The 16,555-nt window shown below is 38.1% G+C and carries 18 protein-coding genes; 12 read left to right on the plus strand and 6 right to left on the minus strand.

Annotation, left to right across the window (positions count from 1 at the left end; genetic code table 11):
- Positions 1-3 precede the first annotated feature (3 nt).
- From rnpA to AC4IFE_RS06410, 3 genes are read right to left on the minus strand one after another with little or no spacing between them, the layout of a single operon-like run.
- Entirely contained in the window at positions 4-378 is a 375-nt protein-coding gene (gene rnpA / locus AC4IFE_RS06400) for a ribonuclease P protein component (protein WP_490755718.1), read from the minus strand.
- Positions 378-1,103 (minus strand): tRNA threonylcarbamoyladenosine dehydratase, encoded by a 726-nt coding sequence (locus AC4IFE_RS06405; RefSeq protein WP_490755719.1) that lies wholly within the window; start codon positions 1,101-1,103, stop codon positions 378-380. The genes rnpA and AC4IFE_RS06405 overlap by 1 nt, the downstream gene beginning before the upstream one ends.
- The gene (locus tag AC4IFE_RS06410; RefSeq protein ID WP_490755721.1) at positions 1,096-1,722 is read right to left on the minus strand and encodes a TatD family hydrolase; all 627 of its coding nucleotides are present in this window, start codon (positions 1,720-1,722) and stop codon (positions 1,096-1,098) included. Before AC4IFE_RS06410 ends, AC4IFE_RS06405 begins: the two co-directional genes overlap by 8 nt.
- Before the next feature lie 96 nt (positions 1,723-1,818).
- On the opposite strand from AC4IFE_RS06410, the gene AC4IFE_RS06415 reads away from it, so the two are divergent.
- The 10 genes from AC4IFE_RS06415 (at position 1,819) to AC4IFE_RS06460 (ending at position 11,906) form a co-directional block, all read left to right on the plus strand.
- Positions 1,819-2,448 carry a TetR/AcrR family transcriptional regulator gene (locus AC4IFE_RS06415; protein WP_073328854.1) on the plus strand — a complete coding sequence of 210 codons (630 nt, stop codon included), beginning with the start codon at positions 1,819-1,821 and terminating at the stop codon, positions 2,446-2,448.
- Positions 2,449-2,576: 128 nt separating this feature from the next.
- The gene (locus AC4IFE_RS06420) at positions 2,577-3,200 is read left to right on the plus strand and encodes a GyrI-like domain-containing protein (protein ID WP_490755722.1); all 624 of its coding nucleotides are present in this window, start codon (positions 2,577-2,579) and stop codon (positions 3,198-3,200) included.
- A 162-nt stretch (positions 3,201-3,362) separates the two neighbouring features.
- A complete protein-coding gene (locus tag AC4IFE_RS06425; RefSeq protein WP_490755723.1) occupies positions 3,363-4,358 on the plus strand; it encodes an outer membrane protein assembly factor BamD in 996 nt (331 codons plus the stop codon).
- A 42-nt stretch (positions 4,359-4,400) separates the two neighbouring features.
- Positions 4,401-4,724, plus strand: a complete 324-nt coding sequence (locus AC4IFE_RS06430; RefSeq protein WP_027372958.1) for a DNA-directed RNA polymerase subunit omega — start codon at positions 4,401-4,403, stop codon at positions 4,722-4,724.
- Positions 4,725-4,846: 122 nt separating this feature from the next.
- Positions 4,847-6,052, plus strand: a complete 1,206-nt coding sequence (coaBC, locus tag AC4IFE_RS06435) for a bifunctional phosphopantothenoylcysteine decarboxylase/phosphopantothenate--cysteine ligase CoaBC (protein WP_490755725.1) — start codon at positions 4,847-4,849, stop codon at positions 6,050-6,052.
- A gap of 36 nt (positions 6,053-6,088) precedes the next feature.
- Positions 6,089-6,991, plus strand: a complete 903-nt coding sequence (gene porD, locus AC4IFE_RS06440; RefSeq protein WP_490755726.1) for a type IX secretion system protein PorD — start codon at positions 6,089-6,091, stop codon at positions 6,989-6,991.
- Between the two features lie 77 nt (positions 6,992-7,068).
- A complete protein-coding gene (locus AC4IFE_RS06445) occupies positions 7,069-8,718 on the plus strand; it encodes a DNA repair protein RecN (protein ID WP_490755727.1) in 1,650 nt (549 codons plus the stop codon).
- Positions 8,719-8,768: 50 nt separating this feature from the next.
- Entirely contained in the window at positions 8,769-10,235 is a 1,467-nt protein-coding gene (locus AC4IFE_RS06450) for a DUF5687 family protein (protein WP_490755729.1), read from the plus strand.
- Positions 10,236-10,238: 3 nt separating this feature from the next.
- Positions 10,239-10,958 carry an ABC transporter ATP-binding protein gene (locus AC4IFE_RS06455; RefSeq protein WP_490755731.1) on the plus strand — a complete coding sequence of 240 codons (720 nt, stop codon included), beginning with the start codon at positions 10,239-10,241 and terminating at the stop codon, positions 10,956-10,958.
- A 12-nt stretch (positions 10,959-10,970) separates the two neighbouring features.
- On the plus strand, positions 10,971-11,906 hold the full coding sequence (locus AC4IFE_RS06460) for a Dyp-type peroxidase (RefSeq protein ID WP_490755733.1): 936 nt from the start codon (positions 10,971-10,973) through the stop codon (positions 11,904-11,906).
- Positions 11,907-11,947: 41 nt separating this feature from the next.
- Here the strand turns inward: AC4IFE_RS06460 and AC4IFE_RS06465 are convergent, their stop codons facing one another.
- From AC4IFE_RS06465 to AC4IFE_RS06475, 3 genes are all read right to left on the minus strand, one after another.
- A complete protein-coding gene (locus AC4IFE_RS06465) occupies positions 11,948-12,154 on the minus strand; it encodes a bacteriocin-like protein (protein ID WP_490755735.1) in 207 nt (68 codons plus the stop codon).
- A gap of 140 nt (positions 12,155-12,294) precedes the next feature.
- Positions 12,295-13,689, minus strand: coding sequence for a class II fumarate hydratase (fumC, locus tag AC4IFE_RS06470; protein ID WP_490755736.1), 1,395 nt, complete (start codon positions 13,687-13,689; stop codon positions 12,295-12,297).
- Position 13,690: 1 nt separating this feature from the next.
- Complete coding sequence (locus AC4IFE_RS06475) at positions 13,691-14,140, minus strand: hypothetical protein (RefSeq protein ID WP_490755738.1); 450 nt, start codon at positions 14,138-14,140, stop codon at positions 13,691-13,693.
- A 166-nt stretch (positions 14,141-14,306) separates the two neighbouring features.
- On the opposite strand from AC4IFE_RS06475, the gene AC4IFE_RS06480 reads away from it, so the two are divergent.
- Positions 14,307-15,914 (plus strand): fumarate hydratase, encoded by a 1,608-nt coding sequence (locus AC4IFE_RS06480; RefSeq protein ID WP_490755740.1) that lies wholly within the window; start codon positions 14,307-14,309, stop codon positions 15,912-15,914.
- Positions 15,915-16,007: 93 nt separating this feature from the next.
- Positions 16,008-16,292 carry a hypothetical protein gene (locus AC4IFE_RS06485; protein WP_490755741.1) on the plus strand — a complete coding sequence of 95 codons (285 nt, stop codon included), beginning with the start codon at positions 16,008-16,010 and terminating at the stop codon, positions 16,290-16,292.
- Positions 16,293-16,555: the final 263 nt, after the last annotated feature.

Here is a 16,555-nt window from a genome sequence, read left to right on the forward strand (position 1 = left end):
TTATCAGGGTCTTTTCTGCATTTGGCAAAGCTTAATAAACTGCTCTTCTACTTCCTGAAACTTGGCAGGCATTTCAGGGGAAACCCAAAACATCATAGCCAATGTTTTTTCTCCGAAAGCCTCTTTAAACAGATTCTTATTCAGACGATAGCACTCCCGCAAAAGTCTTTTTACCCGGTTCCTGTATACGGCCTTCTTGAAATATCTTTTGGAAACAGATACCCCGAACTTATGGCTTTCCACCTCCAGATTGGGCTTGTCCTTCAGAATGATGATCCTCAGATTTCCACAGCTCCTCCATTTACCTTTTTCAAAAAGTAAAGCAATCTCAGTATTTTTTTTGAGTTTTTCTTCTCCGGAGTATTTAAAGTTCTGCATTAATCTTGTTTCACTAGATAATTAATCACTTCAGCCGCTGCATACAATCCGAAGATAGCAGGAATGTAGCTGATAGTGCCGTAGAAAGACCTTTTATAATTGGCGCCGTCGGTCATTTTCAAACTTTCTTCCTGCTGAAGCTCATTCGAGAATACACATCTGAAACCCTTATTGATTTTTTCCTTTTTAAGCCTTTTCCTGATCTGTCTGGCAAGAAAGCAATTCTGCGTTTTGCTGATATCCCTTACCATTACTTTGCTCGGGTCTGTTTTGCCGCCGGCCCCCATAGAGCTGATCAGCTTTATTTTTCTTCTTTTGGCGGCCTTAATTAAGCATAGCTTTGGAGTTACACTATCGATGCAGTCCAGGATATAATCAAACTTACTGGAATCAATAACTTCATCCATTCTTTCCGGATTCAGAAATTCGTTGATCTTGATTAAATTAATCTTCGGATTGATATCAAGAAGTCTTTCAGCAACAACCTCCACCTTATGTTGGCCCACTGTGGAATGCAGAGCAGGAAGCTGTCTGTTGATATTGGTGATATCCACTGTGTCACCGTCTACAATGGTCATATTCCCTACACCTGCTCTCGCTAAAAATTCTGCAGCAAAAGAACCTACGCCTCCTAAACCTATTACCAGTACATTTGCCTTATTAAGTTTCTTAAGTCCTTCTTCTTTGATCAGGAGCTCCGTTCTCTCCAGCCAATTCTTATCCATTCTTTATCGTATCTAAATTTTCTAAAATCTGTTCGTTCAGTTTTTCCAGAGAAATACCCTTTAATTCCGAAACTTTTGAATATAATTCCTCTATGTTAAAGCATTCATTATCAGTTTCTAGAAAGATTCTGTTTAAAGGTGTATTCCTTACAATCTCCTGCAAAGATAGATGATACAAAACAGCTTTTCCAAAACTCAAATAAAAATTATTTTTCAGGAGGTCTTCCGCTATCCGTTGCTTTTTATTAAAACCATGAATGATAACCGCCTGTTCAGCCTTTTTCTTAAACGAAATGACCTCATAAAACTTTCTTACACAGTGAATAATCAGAGGTTTTCTCACCTCATTGGAAATCGTGATTTGTCTCTGGAAAACCTGTTCCTGAATATTCTGAGGTATCGGAACAATGGAATCCAGCCCGCATTCACCAATGGCCAGACAGTTCTCTGAAATATTGGACTGCAGCCACCTGAACTGTTCATCCATAGAATCCATAACAATATCTTTAGGATGTATGCCTATAGAATATGGAGAATCCGGAGGCACTGCACCAAAATCTATATTATAAATCCCAGACAGGTTATTCTTCCTATGGTGGTGAAAATCAAAAAAATCCATTTACAAAAGTACGATTATCCAGAATTAATTTAAAATTATTAAACGAACGTTTATAATTTTGTTAAAAATTTCTTAACTTTACTCAAAGTGCACTTCATGAGAAAAAAATTTACAGAAAAACAGATCCATATTTTGGACATTGCTGAAGAGCTTATCGCCAAAAAGGGATATGAAGGAACCTCGGTAAGGGATATCTGTTCCAAGGCCAACATTAATGTGGCCATGATTTCCTATTACTTCGGTTCCAAAGAAAAAATGATGTCCTATCTCTATCAGTACCGTGTACTGAAGACCAGAGAGAATTTTTCCGAATTTGCAGATACCATTAAGGATGGCAAACCGGAAATGCAGCTCAGGGAGATCATCAAGTACATTGTTTCCCAACTATTCAAATACAATTATTTCCACGGGTTTGTGACACAGGAGCTCAGGCATACTGAAAATCTAAAAGATGAGCTGTTGGATTTCTATCAGCTGTTTGTGAAAAAGCTGGATGACGTTATCAAGAAAGGAGTTGCCTCAGGCGTATTTACTTTCACACCGAAACCTGAAGATATTCTTACCATGATCATTGGCTCTACATTATTTGTCATCAGAAATAAAAATTTCTATGAGCTGTATGTACCGAGTAAAAATGAAGAAGCTTATACCAAAGAAGCAGAGAAAAAAGTAAGAATGAACCTTTTAGTCAGCGTTTTCGCAATTTTAGGATACGCTGCAGATTAAAGGGGTGCACCCTTAAAATGCGTTAAATGATTATAAATATAAAAACCCGTTAGCGAAAAAAATATACTTTGCATATTAATTAGATCGGAGAATATACCGAATATTTTAAACCCGTTAAAATAATTGATATGGAAAAATTGGATCTTGCTAAAAAATACAAAACCTATTTTACAGCTAAAGCTCAACCACAGTTAGTACAGATTGAAAAAGCATCTTTTATTTCAATTTGCGGCAAAGGAGATCCTTCCGGGGAACCTTTTAAAAAAAACATTGAAGCACTGTATTCTATTGCTTATACCTTAAAGTTTACGCATAAAGAAAGAAATGAAGATTTTGTGGTGTCAAAATTAGAAGGACTTTGGTGGTTCGATGAAAAAAAATACGCTGGAAAAACTATTGACAATAGTCCGGTTGAAGTTCCCAGAAGTGAGTGGGAGTACCGTTTAATGATTCGTATGCCTGAATTTGTTAATGCCGAAGATTTCACCTCTGCAATAGCCAAAGTATCCCGTGAAAAGAAAATAGAAAAAGCCACAGCTGTTGAATGGTTTACCTTAGAGGAAGGACGGGCAGTTCAAATAATGCATTTGGGACCGTTTTCCACGGAACCTGAATCGTTGAAGAAAATCAGTGTTTTTATGGATAATAATAGTCTTTCCAGAAATGGTTTACACCATGAAATTTATCTCTCTGATTTTAGGAAAACCGCCCCTGAAAAGTTGAGGACAATTTTAAGAGAACCGGTAAAATAGCCCAAAATGTATTTGGATATTTTTATTGCAGTTGATAATTCAACATGTATTGTAAACTAAAATACGTTAAATATTCATAAAAAAAAATCTATTGACAAAAAAGTTATATTTTTGCAAATTAGTAAATCGGCTGTATCATCCGAAAACTGTTGAATTTTTTATATGAAAAAATATATTTTAGGTCTTTTTGCAGTGGCAGTTATTTCCTCATGCGTAAGCCAGCAGGAAAAAGCAATGAAGAGTGCTGACAAGAATTTTATCTTAAAGGCAGCTAATGATAATTTTGCCAAAAAGAAGTGGAAAAATGCATTGGCTCTATATGACAGGCTTACTAACCTCGTAGCAGGAACAGATGATTTTCCTAATGTAGGTTTTAATACGGCTTATGCAAATTATTATGATAAAAGCTATAAACTGGCAGGGCATCAGTTTAAAAACTTTGCGGTAAACTTCCCTAAAGATCCAAGAGCAGAAGAAGCAGCGTATATGTCTGCATTATGCTACTACGAAGGTTCTATGGATTATAACCTGGACCAGTCCACTACAGAAACTGCAATCAATGAGCTTCAGGATTTCCTGACCAATTATCCAAACTCTGAAAGATCTAAAAATATCAGCCAGCTGATTGACGAGCTGTCTTATAAATTAGAATTCAAAGCATATGAAAATGCCAGACAGTACTTCAAAATGGGTGAGTACAAAGCTGCTAACGTAGCTTTTGAAAACGTATTGGAAGATTTTCCAAGTACTAAACTTCGTGCGAAAATTTATGATTATATCATGAAATCGCGCTATGAGCTGGCTTTAAAGTCTATTTATGATCTTAAAGATGAGCGTATAGAAAGTGCTCTTGCTTATACCAAACTGGTAGAAAAGGAACTTCCGAACACGGAATATTCTAAAACAGCAACAGATCTTAGAGCAAAACTGATAAAAGAAAAAGAAAACTTTGCTGTCGTTAAAAAACAAACAGAAGCAAGAATTGCAGCATTAACAGCAAGACAGAAAAAGGAGGCTGATAAAATGGCAGAAAAAACTAAAGCTGAGCAGCAGATTAAAGATCAGATCAGCAATGAAAAGAAGGCAATGCAGATTCAGAGGGACAGTGCAGCACTTCAGACCCCTCCTCCGGCAGCCACTTTCAAAATCCAAAGATAATTCGTAAATTTGCCATCTTATTAATAAAATAAATTTCTCAAAATGAGCGTAAAAGATACAAAAGCAGAAGTAAATACTATTACTTACGATAAAGACAAGATTGAAGATAAAGTAGGTTCAATCTATGAAGCTATTGTTATCATGGGAAAGAGAGCAGAGCAGATCAACGCAGAGATCCGTACAGAACTTCACAATAAACTGGACGAATTTGCGGTGCACAATTCTACATTGGAAGAAGTTTTCGAAAACAGAGAGCAGATTGAAATCTCTAAGCATTACGAAAAACTTCCTAAGCCTACTTCTATTGCTATCGAAGAATGGCTGAATGAAGATATCTATTTCAGAAAGACAGAAGACAGAAAATAATTATTTGTGTTTTTTATATATGAAGGTCATAAAGGAATTCAGTTCTTTTATGACCTTTGTCTGTTTATACCCGTCTTTGTGCGAAAAAATAAGTAATTTAGTATCTCAAAAATTAAAACTAAATGAGTGTTTCCGGTAAAAAGATACTTATCGCTGTTTCTGGGGGAATTGCGGCCTATAAAATTCATTTCCTGATCAGGGATTTTGTGAAAAAAGGAGCCGAAGTTCAGGTGATTATGACGCCCGATGCAGAGCAGTTTGTAACGAAGTTAAGTCTTTCAACCCTTTCCAGAAAACCTGTGTATTCAGATTTTTATGGGGATAACGGTACCTGGAACAGCCATGTAGAAATGGCCTTATGGGCAGATGTAATGATCGTTGCCCCATGCACGGCCAATACATTGTCCAAGATGATCCACGGGATGTGTGACAACCTGGTGATTGCGACTTATATGTCGGCAAAATGTCCAATATTCATCGCCCCGGCAATGGATCTTGATATGTATGCGCACCCTTCCACAAAGCAGAATATTGAGCTGGCGGAAGATTATGGGCATTTTATTATTCCTGCAGAAACCGGTGAGCTGGCCAGCGGATTGGTAGGGCAGGGAAGAATGGCGGAACCGGACACCATCTTTAAAACGGTTGAAAATTTCCTTACTTCCGGAAGCCGAGCCAAAAGCTTAGAAGGAAAAACAGTGCTCATCACGGCCGGACCTACCTACGAAGCTATCGATCCCGTGAGATTTATCGGTAATCATTCCTCAGGCAAAATGGGCTTTTCCCTTGCTGAGGAGGCCTCAAAAAGGGGAGCAAAGGTTATTTTGATATCAGGACCCAGTTCACAAAAGACAGATGATAAAAATATTCAGCTTCATAAAGTAACCTCTGCCAAAGAAATGCTGAATAAAGTGTTTGAATTCTACGACCGTGTGGATATTGGTATTGCGAGTGCTGCCGTAGCAGATTATGCTCCAAAAGAGGTCGCAAAAGAGAAAATTAAAAAGAATGATGATCATTTAACCATCGAATTGGTTAAGAACCCAGATATTCTTAAAACAATGGGCGAAAAGAAAACCCATCAGTTTCTCGTAGGTTTTGCGCTTGAAACCCAGAATGAAGAAGAAAATGCCAAAGGAAAGCTGGAAAAGAAAAACCTCGATATGATTGTGCTGAACTCACTCCGTGATGAAGGGGCAGGCTTTAAAAACGATACGAATAAAATCAAGATATTTACCAAAGCAGGAAAAAAAGAATTTGACCTGAAATCTAAAGATGATGTAGCTGTGGATATTCTGGATTTTGTTGAGGCTCAACTTTTAAAATAATTTTAATAAATTTCCGTTCTCAATTTTTAATAGATAATGAAAAAAATCATAAGCGTATTCTTGCTGCTTTTTATATACAACCTGAGTTTTTCCCAGGAACTGCTTGCCACTGTACAGATCAACTCCCAGCAGCTGGGAGGAAGTAACCAGCAGGCGTATAAAGCCCTGGAAAAAAGTCTTAGAGACTTTATCAATAATACCAGCTGGACAGGAAAGAAACTACAGAATTTCGAAAAAATCAAATGTAATTTTGCAGTTGTTATTGCCGAAAGAGACGGAAACAGGTTCAAGGGGAGTATTGTGATCCAGGCTGTGCGTCCCGTATTCAGTACCAGCTATGAGTCACCGCTGATCAACCTTCAGGACCAGAGATTTGCTTTTGAATATATTGAAAATGAAAATCTTGTGTTCAATGAAAGACAGTTCTCCGGCAAAAACCTGATTGATGTGGTCAGCTTTTATGTGTACGTCATCTTAGGTTATGATGCAGACAGTTTCCAGTCTATGGGCGGAACACCATGGTTTGCAAAAGCCCAGCAGATTGCCCAGAATTCCCAGAACAGGAACTATGAAGGCTGGAATGTCATCAATGAACCAAGAAGCCGCACCATTCTGATCAATGAAATTATTAACCCTAACTGGAGCCAGCTGCGTTCTACGATGTATACCTATCATAGAGCAGGTTTGGATAATTTATTCAACCAGGATCAGACAGCTGCGAAAAAAGTCATTTTTGATGCTCTGCTGCAGTTGAAAAGGTATGAAAACTCTTTCCAGCAATCCTATTACTTCAATCTGTTTCTCGATAATAAAAGTGATGAGATCTTCAATATTTTCAATTCCGGAAATAATGGAGGACTTGTTATGAATGATCTTAAACAGCTGATGATGACCCTTTCTCCAAAAAATTCGGAGAACAAATGGAATAAGTGGAAATAAGATCCCTTACTTTAAGTTATTGAATACTTAATTCTATATTCTATATTTGCATTACCTAAAGTAATCAGCTATTATCCATGCTTTCGAGAATTTATATTAAAAATTTTGCCTTGATTGATACCCTTGAAGTATCATTGAATAACGGTCTGCAGGTAATCACCGGAGAAACCGGAGCCGGAAAATCTATTATTTTAGGAGCTTTAAGGCTGATCCTCGGCGAAAGAGCTGAAGCTAAATCAATTTCTAAATCAGAAGAAAAAAGTATTGTAGAAACTGAATTTGATTTAAATAACCAGTTCAAAAAATTCTTTATTGAAAATGATCTCGATTATGAGCATCAGACCATCATCCGAAGGGAAATTCTTCCTTCCGGAAAATCCAGGGCATTCATCAACGATGTACCGGTAACCCTTGATGTCCTTAAAGAACTATCTTCCCAACTGATTGATATCCACTCACAGTTTGAAACCTCAAACCTTTTTACCTCAGAATATCAGTTTAAAATTATTGACGGACTTTCTGAAAATAAAAAGACTATTGAAGATTATCAGAATGAATTTTCAGACTTTCAGAGTTTAAAAATACAGCTTAAAAAATTTCAGGCCCAGCTTTCTGAAAACAGAAAAGACAGCGATTATAAAGAATTTCTCTTAAACGAGCTGGAAGAACTGAAACTGGATGATGTAGACTATGAAGACCTGCAGAACCAGCTTTCCATCCAGGAAAATGCCGAGATGATCTCTGAAAATTTGATACAGATCCTTTCAAGGTTTCACCAGGAAGAAGTCGGGATCCTTTCTTTTTTCAACGAAGCTAAAAGCAAGCTGTCAAGAATTTCTGAAGTCTCAAACAGCTTTTCAGAACTGGATGAAAGACTGGAAACTTCTTTTGTGGAGCTGAAAGATATCATTTCCGAGCTTGAAAATGAATCGGAGAGAATAGAAATCAATCCGGCCAATCTTGCGATCCTTGTTGAGCTTAATAATAAAATCAATGCCCAGTTTCTAAAGCATAACGTTTCTGACATCAATGAATTGAAAGAACTCAGAGATCAGCTGGCGGGGGAACAGAAAGGAGCTTCAGAACTCGAAGATCATATTGCGGAAATCGAAGAAGGTATTTCCAAAAAAGAAAAAACGCTTCAGTCTCTGGCAGAAAAACTTTCAAAAAACAGAAAGAAATCTATTCCTGTCTTTATCAAAAAAGCGGAAGGCCTTCTTAAAAAACTAGGTCTCGAAAAAGCCAGAGTGGATATTGAACTTCAGGATACATCAGACTTTAACGCATTCGGGAAAGAAAATATACAGTTGCTGTTTCAGGCTAACTCAGGCTTTCCTTTAAAGCCAATCCAGACGGCTATTTCCGGTGGTGAAAGGTCCAGGGTAATGCTTGCGGTGAAAAAGATCATTGCCGAAAGTGATGAGCTTCCAACCCTTATACTGGATGAAATAGATACCGGAGTTTCCGGAAAAGTAGCAGAAGAGATCGGGAACCTGATGCGGGAAATGGCCACGGATATGCAGCTTATTGTTATTTCCCATCTGGCACAGGTTGCAGCCAAAGGAAATGACAACTACAAAGTGGTGAAACGTGATGTTTCCGGTAAAACACAGTCCACCATCATTCCTCTGAATGATGAGGAAAAACTGAACGAGATCGCCCAGCTTCTTTCCGGAAGCAAAATTACTGAGGCTGCACTGGCACAGGCGAAGGAACTTATTGGCTAAAAAACTGTAACATATTTTACATTATACAGACTAATGTAAAAAAACTAAATATGTTTCTAAAGTTCCTCAGGCTCGAAATCAAGAGCTTTTTCCGTGGTACTTCTGTAGGCGTGAATCTTGCCATGAAGATCCTTCGTTTTATAGGAATCCTCTATTTTATGGCATGCCTGGCAGGAGGTGCTTTTGCGGTATTTTTCTATGTACGGGATGAAATACATCAGGATCCTTTAAAAATGGTTTCAAAATTTTTAGTGGCTGCCTGGGCACTGGACCTTATTCTGAAATACATCTGGCAGGAAATGTCGACCCAGAATATCAAACCGTTTCTTACCCAGAATATTCCCAAGAATACGCTGGTCAATTATATGCTCGTGAAAACCTTTCTTTCGGCATTAAGCTGGCTGAACTCTTTATTCTTTATTACATTTTCCGGTATTGCACTCTTCAATGGATATAATGTGACGGGTATTTTGGCCTGGCTGATCGGGATTTCTTTTTTATTTTACCTTAATAATTTCATCAATATTCTGTTTAACAACAAAGAAACGGTCGCAATTATCATAGGGCTTCTGTTTGCTGCGGTGGCCGGACTTGCATATTATAATATCGTGCCTGTACTTTCTTACTCAGAAAGATTTGTTTACGGCTTCTACAAGAATCCTTATATGATCGTAATTCCGATTATGCTGTTTTTCGGTCTTTGGAAGATATGCTTTAATTACGTCCGTAAAGAATTTTACCTTGATGAAGGACTTGAAGCTAAAAAGCAGTTCGGAAAAACGGAGAATATTGCCTTCCTGAACAAATATGGCGTTACCGGAACCTTTATCAATAATGACATCAAAATGTTGAGACGGAATAAAGTAACAAAAGGCATCCTGATCGGAAGTTTTTTCTTTCTTTTTTACGGATTGCTGATGTATACATCTGTGATTTATAAAACGCCTGCCATGATGATGTTTATGGGACTTTTTGTAACAGGAGGCTTTCAGTTTCTTTTCGGGCAGCGGGTTCCTGCATTCGACAGTTCTTACTATCCATTGATGATGACGCTGAATGTTCCCTACAAGGAATATCTCAAGGCAAAATGGTGGCTGATCAATATTGTGACGGCTGCTTCAATCATTGTCGCATTATTTTATGCTTACTTCGGCTGGGAAGTGTATATCACATTTTTTGCAGCCGGGCTTTACAATATCGGAGTGAATTCTCAGTTGACCCTTTGGTCCGGGGCATTTAATAAAACCCAGATTGATCTTAATGCAAAAGAAAAGAGAATAGGACAGAGAAACAGCTTTAACCTGAAAACCATGCTCCTTCTGATCCCAAAGATGTTACTTCCAATGGGAGTTTTTGCTCTGGCAAAATACTTCTTTGGAATGGCAGGTGGTGTTGTGAGTATAGCCATTTTAGGGCTTATAGGATTTCTGTTCAGAGAAAAAATATTTGATATCATTGTCAAACAATATAAACGCGAAAAATACAGTACACTGGACGCATTTAAAAATAAAGGCTAAACTATGATTACTATCAATAACTTATCCAAGACCTACGGAACTGCCACAGTTCTTAATATTGAGCATCTTGAAATTCCTAACGGGGAAACATTTGGGCTCGTAGGAAACAACGGGGCCGGAAAAACGACACTTTTCAGTCTTATGCTTGATCTGATCCAGCCTACGACAGGCTTCGTAAGCATCGATGACATCAGGGTGAATGAGTCTGAGGCATGGAAAAACAAAGTCTCTGCTTTTGTAGATGATACTTTCCTGATCGGTTATCTTACGCCGGAAGAATATTTCTATTTCATCGGAGAACTGAGAGGGCAGAATAAAGCTTCCATTGATGAATTTCTAAAACCGTTTCATGACTTTTTTAACGGGGAAATTCTTAATTCTGGAAAATACGTCCGTGATCTGTCAAAAGGAAACCAGAAAAAAGTTGGAATCGTAGGAGCGGTCATTGGAAATCCTGAGATCATTATCCTTGATGAACCTTTTGCAAATCTGGATCCTTCTACCCAGATCAAGTTGAAAAACCTGATTAAAGAACTTTCAAAGCAGGACGGAGTTACTTTCCTGATCTCAAGCCATGATCTTTCGCATACGACAGAAGTCTGCAACAGAATTGTTGTTGTGAATAAAGGACAGCTTGTAAAAGACATTAAGACGAATCCGGAAACACTGAGAGATCTTGAACAATATTTCGCAGACCAGGTTTCTGCACCTTCTGCTGTTTAATTTAGACAAATAATGAGTATAGAATCACAGAACGTTACGGATTATCCTAACAGCAATACTATTTTTCTGGTGTGGAAACTTAATGACAGTCCGCAGCTGAAAGATGTTTTCAGGCGGCTTTGTGCATTGGTCCTCAATCTTAATAATTCTGTTTTCAACAGGTTTCCGGATAGCCGGGCAAGCTGTGTTATGGGAATAGGCTGTGAAGGCTGGAAAAAACTGAATCTTCCAACTCCATTGCCTAAAGAGTTAATCAATTTTGAAGAGATCAGAGGAATAAAGCATACGGCAGTTTCTACGCCCGGCGACCTTCATTTTCATCTGAGAGCTGATAATAAAAGCATTATTTTCGATATGGCTATAGAGATCTCGAAACTTTTAGCTCCTGTTGCAGAGAGTATTCTTGAGATCCACGGATTCAAGTATTGGGATGCCCGTTCTATTCTTGGTTTTGTAGACGGAACAGAAAACCCTCATGGAGAAGACCGCGATTACTTTGCAAAAATCGGAGAGGAAGATCTTCAATATAAAGGTGGAAGCTATTTGTTTGTCCAGAAATACCTTCACAATATGGATGCGTGGAAAGGTCTTTCCACAGAAGAACAGGAAAAAGTGATCGGAAGGTCAAAAGAAAATGACATAGAAATGCCGGATTCCGTAAAACCGTCCAATTCCCATATTGCTTTGGCTAATATTGAAGGTGAAAACGGTGAGGAGCTTAAAATTGTAAGAGACAACATGCCTTTTGGTAATCCTTCTACCAATGAATTTGGCACTTACTTCATCGCTTATTCGGGTACATTCAGCACGACAAAGAAAATGCTGACAAGTATGTTTATAGGAGATCCGCCCGGAAATTACGACAGAATTTTAGATTTCAGTACAGCAGTTACAGGAACACTTTTTTTTGTTCCCACCAGAAATATGCTGGATGAATTTTCAGGATAAAAAAAGGCCGGGAAATCTTCCCGGCCTTTCCATCAATTATTTTAAATAGGACCTTCCTCTATAGCTGTCGCACACATGTCAACATGTACCATGCACATTCCCTGGCAGGGATTGTCTGTAGGAACACTGCAGCATGCATAATAACCGTTGTACAGGACAAGATACCAATTCGTAGGACAGCGCGGAATAACTATACCTCCAAAGACCTTTTTCAGGTTTTCTCTGTTGAATTTTTTTAAATTTTTCATAAGATTAGTTTTGATTATATCACTAAGATATGAAATTATATAATTTAAATAGATTTAAAATTTTGAATATCAGAATTTTATCAAAATTGAAAGCCTCAGGATTCCTGAGGCTTTTCTAAATTTAATCTCTGTATATAAATTTATTTCAGGCTTCCCACCATATCTTCAGGCTTCACCCATTCGTCAAACTGTTCAGCAGTTAAAAAACCGAGATTCACGGCTTCCTCTTTTAAAGTGGTACCATTTTTATGGGCTGTTTTTGCAATTTTTGCTGCATTTTCATAACCGATGTGGGTATTTAAGGCAGTAACAAGCATCAACGATTTGTCTACCAGTTCTTTAATTCTCTCATGATTGGGTTCAATGCCTTCCGCACAATGATCATTAAATGAAACGCATGCATCTGCAATCAATTGGGCAGACTGAAGGAAATTGTACGCCATCACAGGTTTGAAAACATTAAGTTCATAATTTCCCTGGGTTCCTGCAAAAGAAATCGTGGTATCATTTCCAAGAACCTGTGCACAGACCATAGTCATGGCTTCATTCTGTGTAGGATTTACTTTCCCCGGCATGATAGAAGATCCCGGCTCATTTTCCGGAATATGTATTTCCCCGATCCCCGAACGTGGTCCTGAAGCCAGCAATCTGATATCCTGAGCAATCTTGAATAAAGAAACAGCCAGTTGTTTTAATGCGCCGTGAGATTCCACAATTGCATCGTGAGCGGCCAGAGCTTCGAATTTATTCTCAGCCGTAACAAAAGGATGGTTCGTAAACTTAGCAATATATTCAGCTACTTTTACATCATAACCGTTTGGCGTGTTAAGTCCTGTACCTACTGCGGTACCGCCCAAAGCAAGCTCTGAAAGATGGGGGAGGGTATTTTTTAAAGCTTTTAATCCAAATTCAAGCTGAGCTCTGTATCCTGAAAATTCCTGTCCAAGCGTAAGCGGAGTAGCATCCATAAGATGCGTTCTCCCGATCTTTACAATATCTTTAAAAGCTTCTGCTTTGGCAGCAAGGGTATTCTTTAATTTTTCAACAGCAGGAATAGTTACCTCCACCACTTTTTTATAGGCGGCAATATGCATGGCTGTAGGATAAGTGTCATTGGAAGACTGTGATTTGTTCACATCATCATTCGGATGAATTTCAGATTTTTCACCTAAAGTTCCTCCATTGTTAACATGAGCCCTGTTTGAAACCACTTCATTAACGTTCATATTGGATTGGGTTCCTGAACCCGTCTGCCAAATTACCAGTGGGAACTGATCATTGAGTTTCTCTTCTAAGATTTCGTCACATACTTTGGCAATCATATCCCTTTTCTCTGCAGAAAGAACTCCAAGATCAGTATTGGTATAGGCTGCTGCTTTCTTTAAATAGGCAAAGGCTTCAATGATTTCGTGGGGCATAGAACCTTCCGGCCCGATCTTAAAATTATTTCTTGAACGTTCAGTCTGTGCTCCCCAAAACTTATCTGCAGGTACCTGCACTTCTCCCATGGTGTCTTTTTCAATTCTGTAATTCATATTATTTATTTGATTTTTCTTTTATTAAAATCACATCTTTTATATCATCCATATTCATTAACACATCATAGCTTATAAAACATGTTGGGCCAACTGATTTTAAACTTAGTCTCATGTTGTTTTGTGATACATCGGAAAGTGTTATGACTCCTGTAGAAAAGATGCAATTTTCATAACGTTGTGAAGAGAATTTGGCTTCTTTAATATGGATAACAAATTCATTTTTTTCATTAGTTGTTACATCAGATTTAAAAATTGTAAACCTTTCATTTTGAAAATTGATGAATGAAAAAGTAGAAGAATCGGGTGTTTTCTCCGAAATCTCAAACTTAATAGGATGTCCTTCAACTTTTCCGGTCCAAGTTCCTGAAAGCTGGGTTGTACTTTCACATTGAGCAAAGCTGTTGTTGTACACCATAAAACAGAGAACTAGAATCAAAATATTTTTCATTGATTGGGTTTGCAATTTTTAGATTTTACTATCAAGATAACTTTCTATAAAGTTAATTATAAATGAAAAACCCTGCAATTTATAATCATTATAAATATCAATACAGATGACTGATTTTACTCATGCTTTTTTGAGGATGCCGTATTTTTGCACAAACAAAAATTGAATGGATTTTAGATATCAGGATCCGTATCCGATCCAGAAAGATGATACGGTGTATAAAAAGCTTACATCAGATTATGTAAAGGTTGAAAAACTGGGAGAAAGGGAAATTTTGACAATTGACCCAAAAGGGCTTGAGCTTCTGGCAGAAGAAGCTATGGCTGATGTGTCATTCATGCTGCGTTCTTCACACCTTGAAAGTCTCAGAAGAATCATCGACGATCCGGAAGCGACTGATAACGACAGATTCGTGGCTTATAACCTGTTGCAGAATGCTGCAGTTGCTATTGAAGGTGCTCTACCTTCGTGCCAGGATACCGGGACAGCTATTGTAATGGGTAAAAAAGGAGAAAACGTTTATACCGGAGTTGAAGACGGAGAATACCTGAGCAAAGGAATTTACAATACTTACCAAAAGAGAAACCTGAGATATTCCCAGGTGGTTCCTTTGACGATGTTTGAAGAGAAAAATTCAGGATCAAACCTTCCGGCACAGATTGATATTTATGCTAAAAAAGGGGATTATTACGAATTCTTGTTTTTAACAAAAGGAGGAGGTTCTGCCAATAAGACATTCTTGTACCAAAAGACAAAATCATTACTGAACGAAAAGTCTCTTGAAGCATTTGTAAAAGAAAGAATTTCAGATCTTGGAACGGCTGCATGTCCGCCATATCACCTGGCCCTTGTCATCGGGGGAACTTCTGCTGAAGCGAATCTGGCTGCCGTGAAAAAAGCATCTGCAAAATATTATGACCATCTTCCGACAGAAGGAAACGAAGCAGGACAGGCCTTCAGAGATCTTGAGTGGGAAGCTAAAGTTCAGAAAATCTGCCAGGAAAGTGCTATCGGAGCACAGTTCGGAGGAAAATACCTTACTCACGATGTAAGAGTAATCAGACTTCCGCGTCATGCTGCTTCCTGCCCTGTCGGAATGGGCGTTTCTTGTTCTGCGGACAGAAATATCAAAGGGAAAATTACAAAAGAAGGTATATTTCTTGAGCAGCTTGAGCAGGATCCCAAAAGATTTTTACCGGATACTCCTCCACACCTGGAAGAAGCCGTTGAGATCAATTTGAATAAGCCGATGCCGGAAATATTAGCAGAGCTGTCTAAATATCCTATCAAGACCAGATTAAAATTAAACGGAACACTGATCGTAGCGAGGGATATTGCTCATGCAAAGATCAAAGAGATCATCGACAGCGGAAAACCGATGCCGGAATATTTCAAAAATCATCCGATCTATTATGCAGGACCTGCAAAAACACCGGAAGGAATGGCTTCAGGAAGCTTCGGACCTACCACGGCAGGAAGAATGGATGTGTATGTAGATGAGTTCCAAAGCCACGGCGGAAGTATGATCATGCTGGCCAAAGGAAACAGAAGTCAGGATGTTACCAATGCATGTGGTAAATATGGAGGTTTTTATCTGGGATCCATCGGAGGACCTGCAGCCATTCTTGCCAAAGACAATATTGTATCTGTAGATATCGTGGATTTCCCTGAATTGGGGATGGAAGCTGTGAGAAAGATTGAAGTAAAAGACTTCCCTGCATTCATCATTACAGATGATAAAGGCAATGATTTCTTCGCAAATCTTGCCCACTGATTAGTTTAAAATCAAAATAAATTATAAAATAGGGCTTGTATCTTTTGTGTACAAAACAAAAAAGTCCTATTTTTGCCTAAAATCTTTAAGAGAATGATAACGATTTTATCAGCATTTTGGCCGTTCTACCAGTTCCTTTGGACTTGTTTCTTCATTACAATGTTCTTAGTAGGATTCTGGTGTATCTTCATGTTCTTCGGATTGGTAATCCCAATGTGGTTAACTGAAGGTCTGAAAGAATATTTCGGAAAAGTAAAACCTTTCGATCCTGAAGATATCAGAAGAAAAGAGGTTAATGAGCAGGAAGGTGTAGAAGTAATCTTCAGCAACCCTAAAGGGAACGGACCTTTCATCCACGATCACGGACATCATCATTAATTGATTGTCATTGCTTTTTCACCTTAATTCTGAAAAAGTAATATCAAAGCAAAACAACATATATAAACCGCCTTCAATTTGAAGGCGGTTTTTTTATTATCCGTTATCCGTGAAATTCCAGACACATTTATTAATAACGATTTGATCTTTTTGAGTTTTAAATAATATCAGGGACAGATCGATTGATTGAGGACAGTTTTATGATATAAAGGCTTATGAAATTCCTTCATAAGTTTTTCTTGTTTTGCATTTTCAGCAAAAAA

This window comes from Chryseobacterium sp. UF-81, from assembly GCF_058245105.1.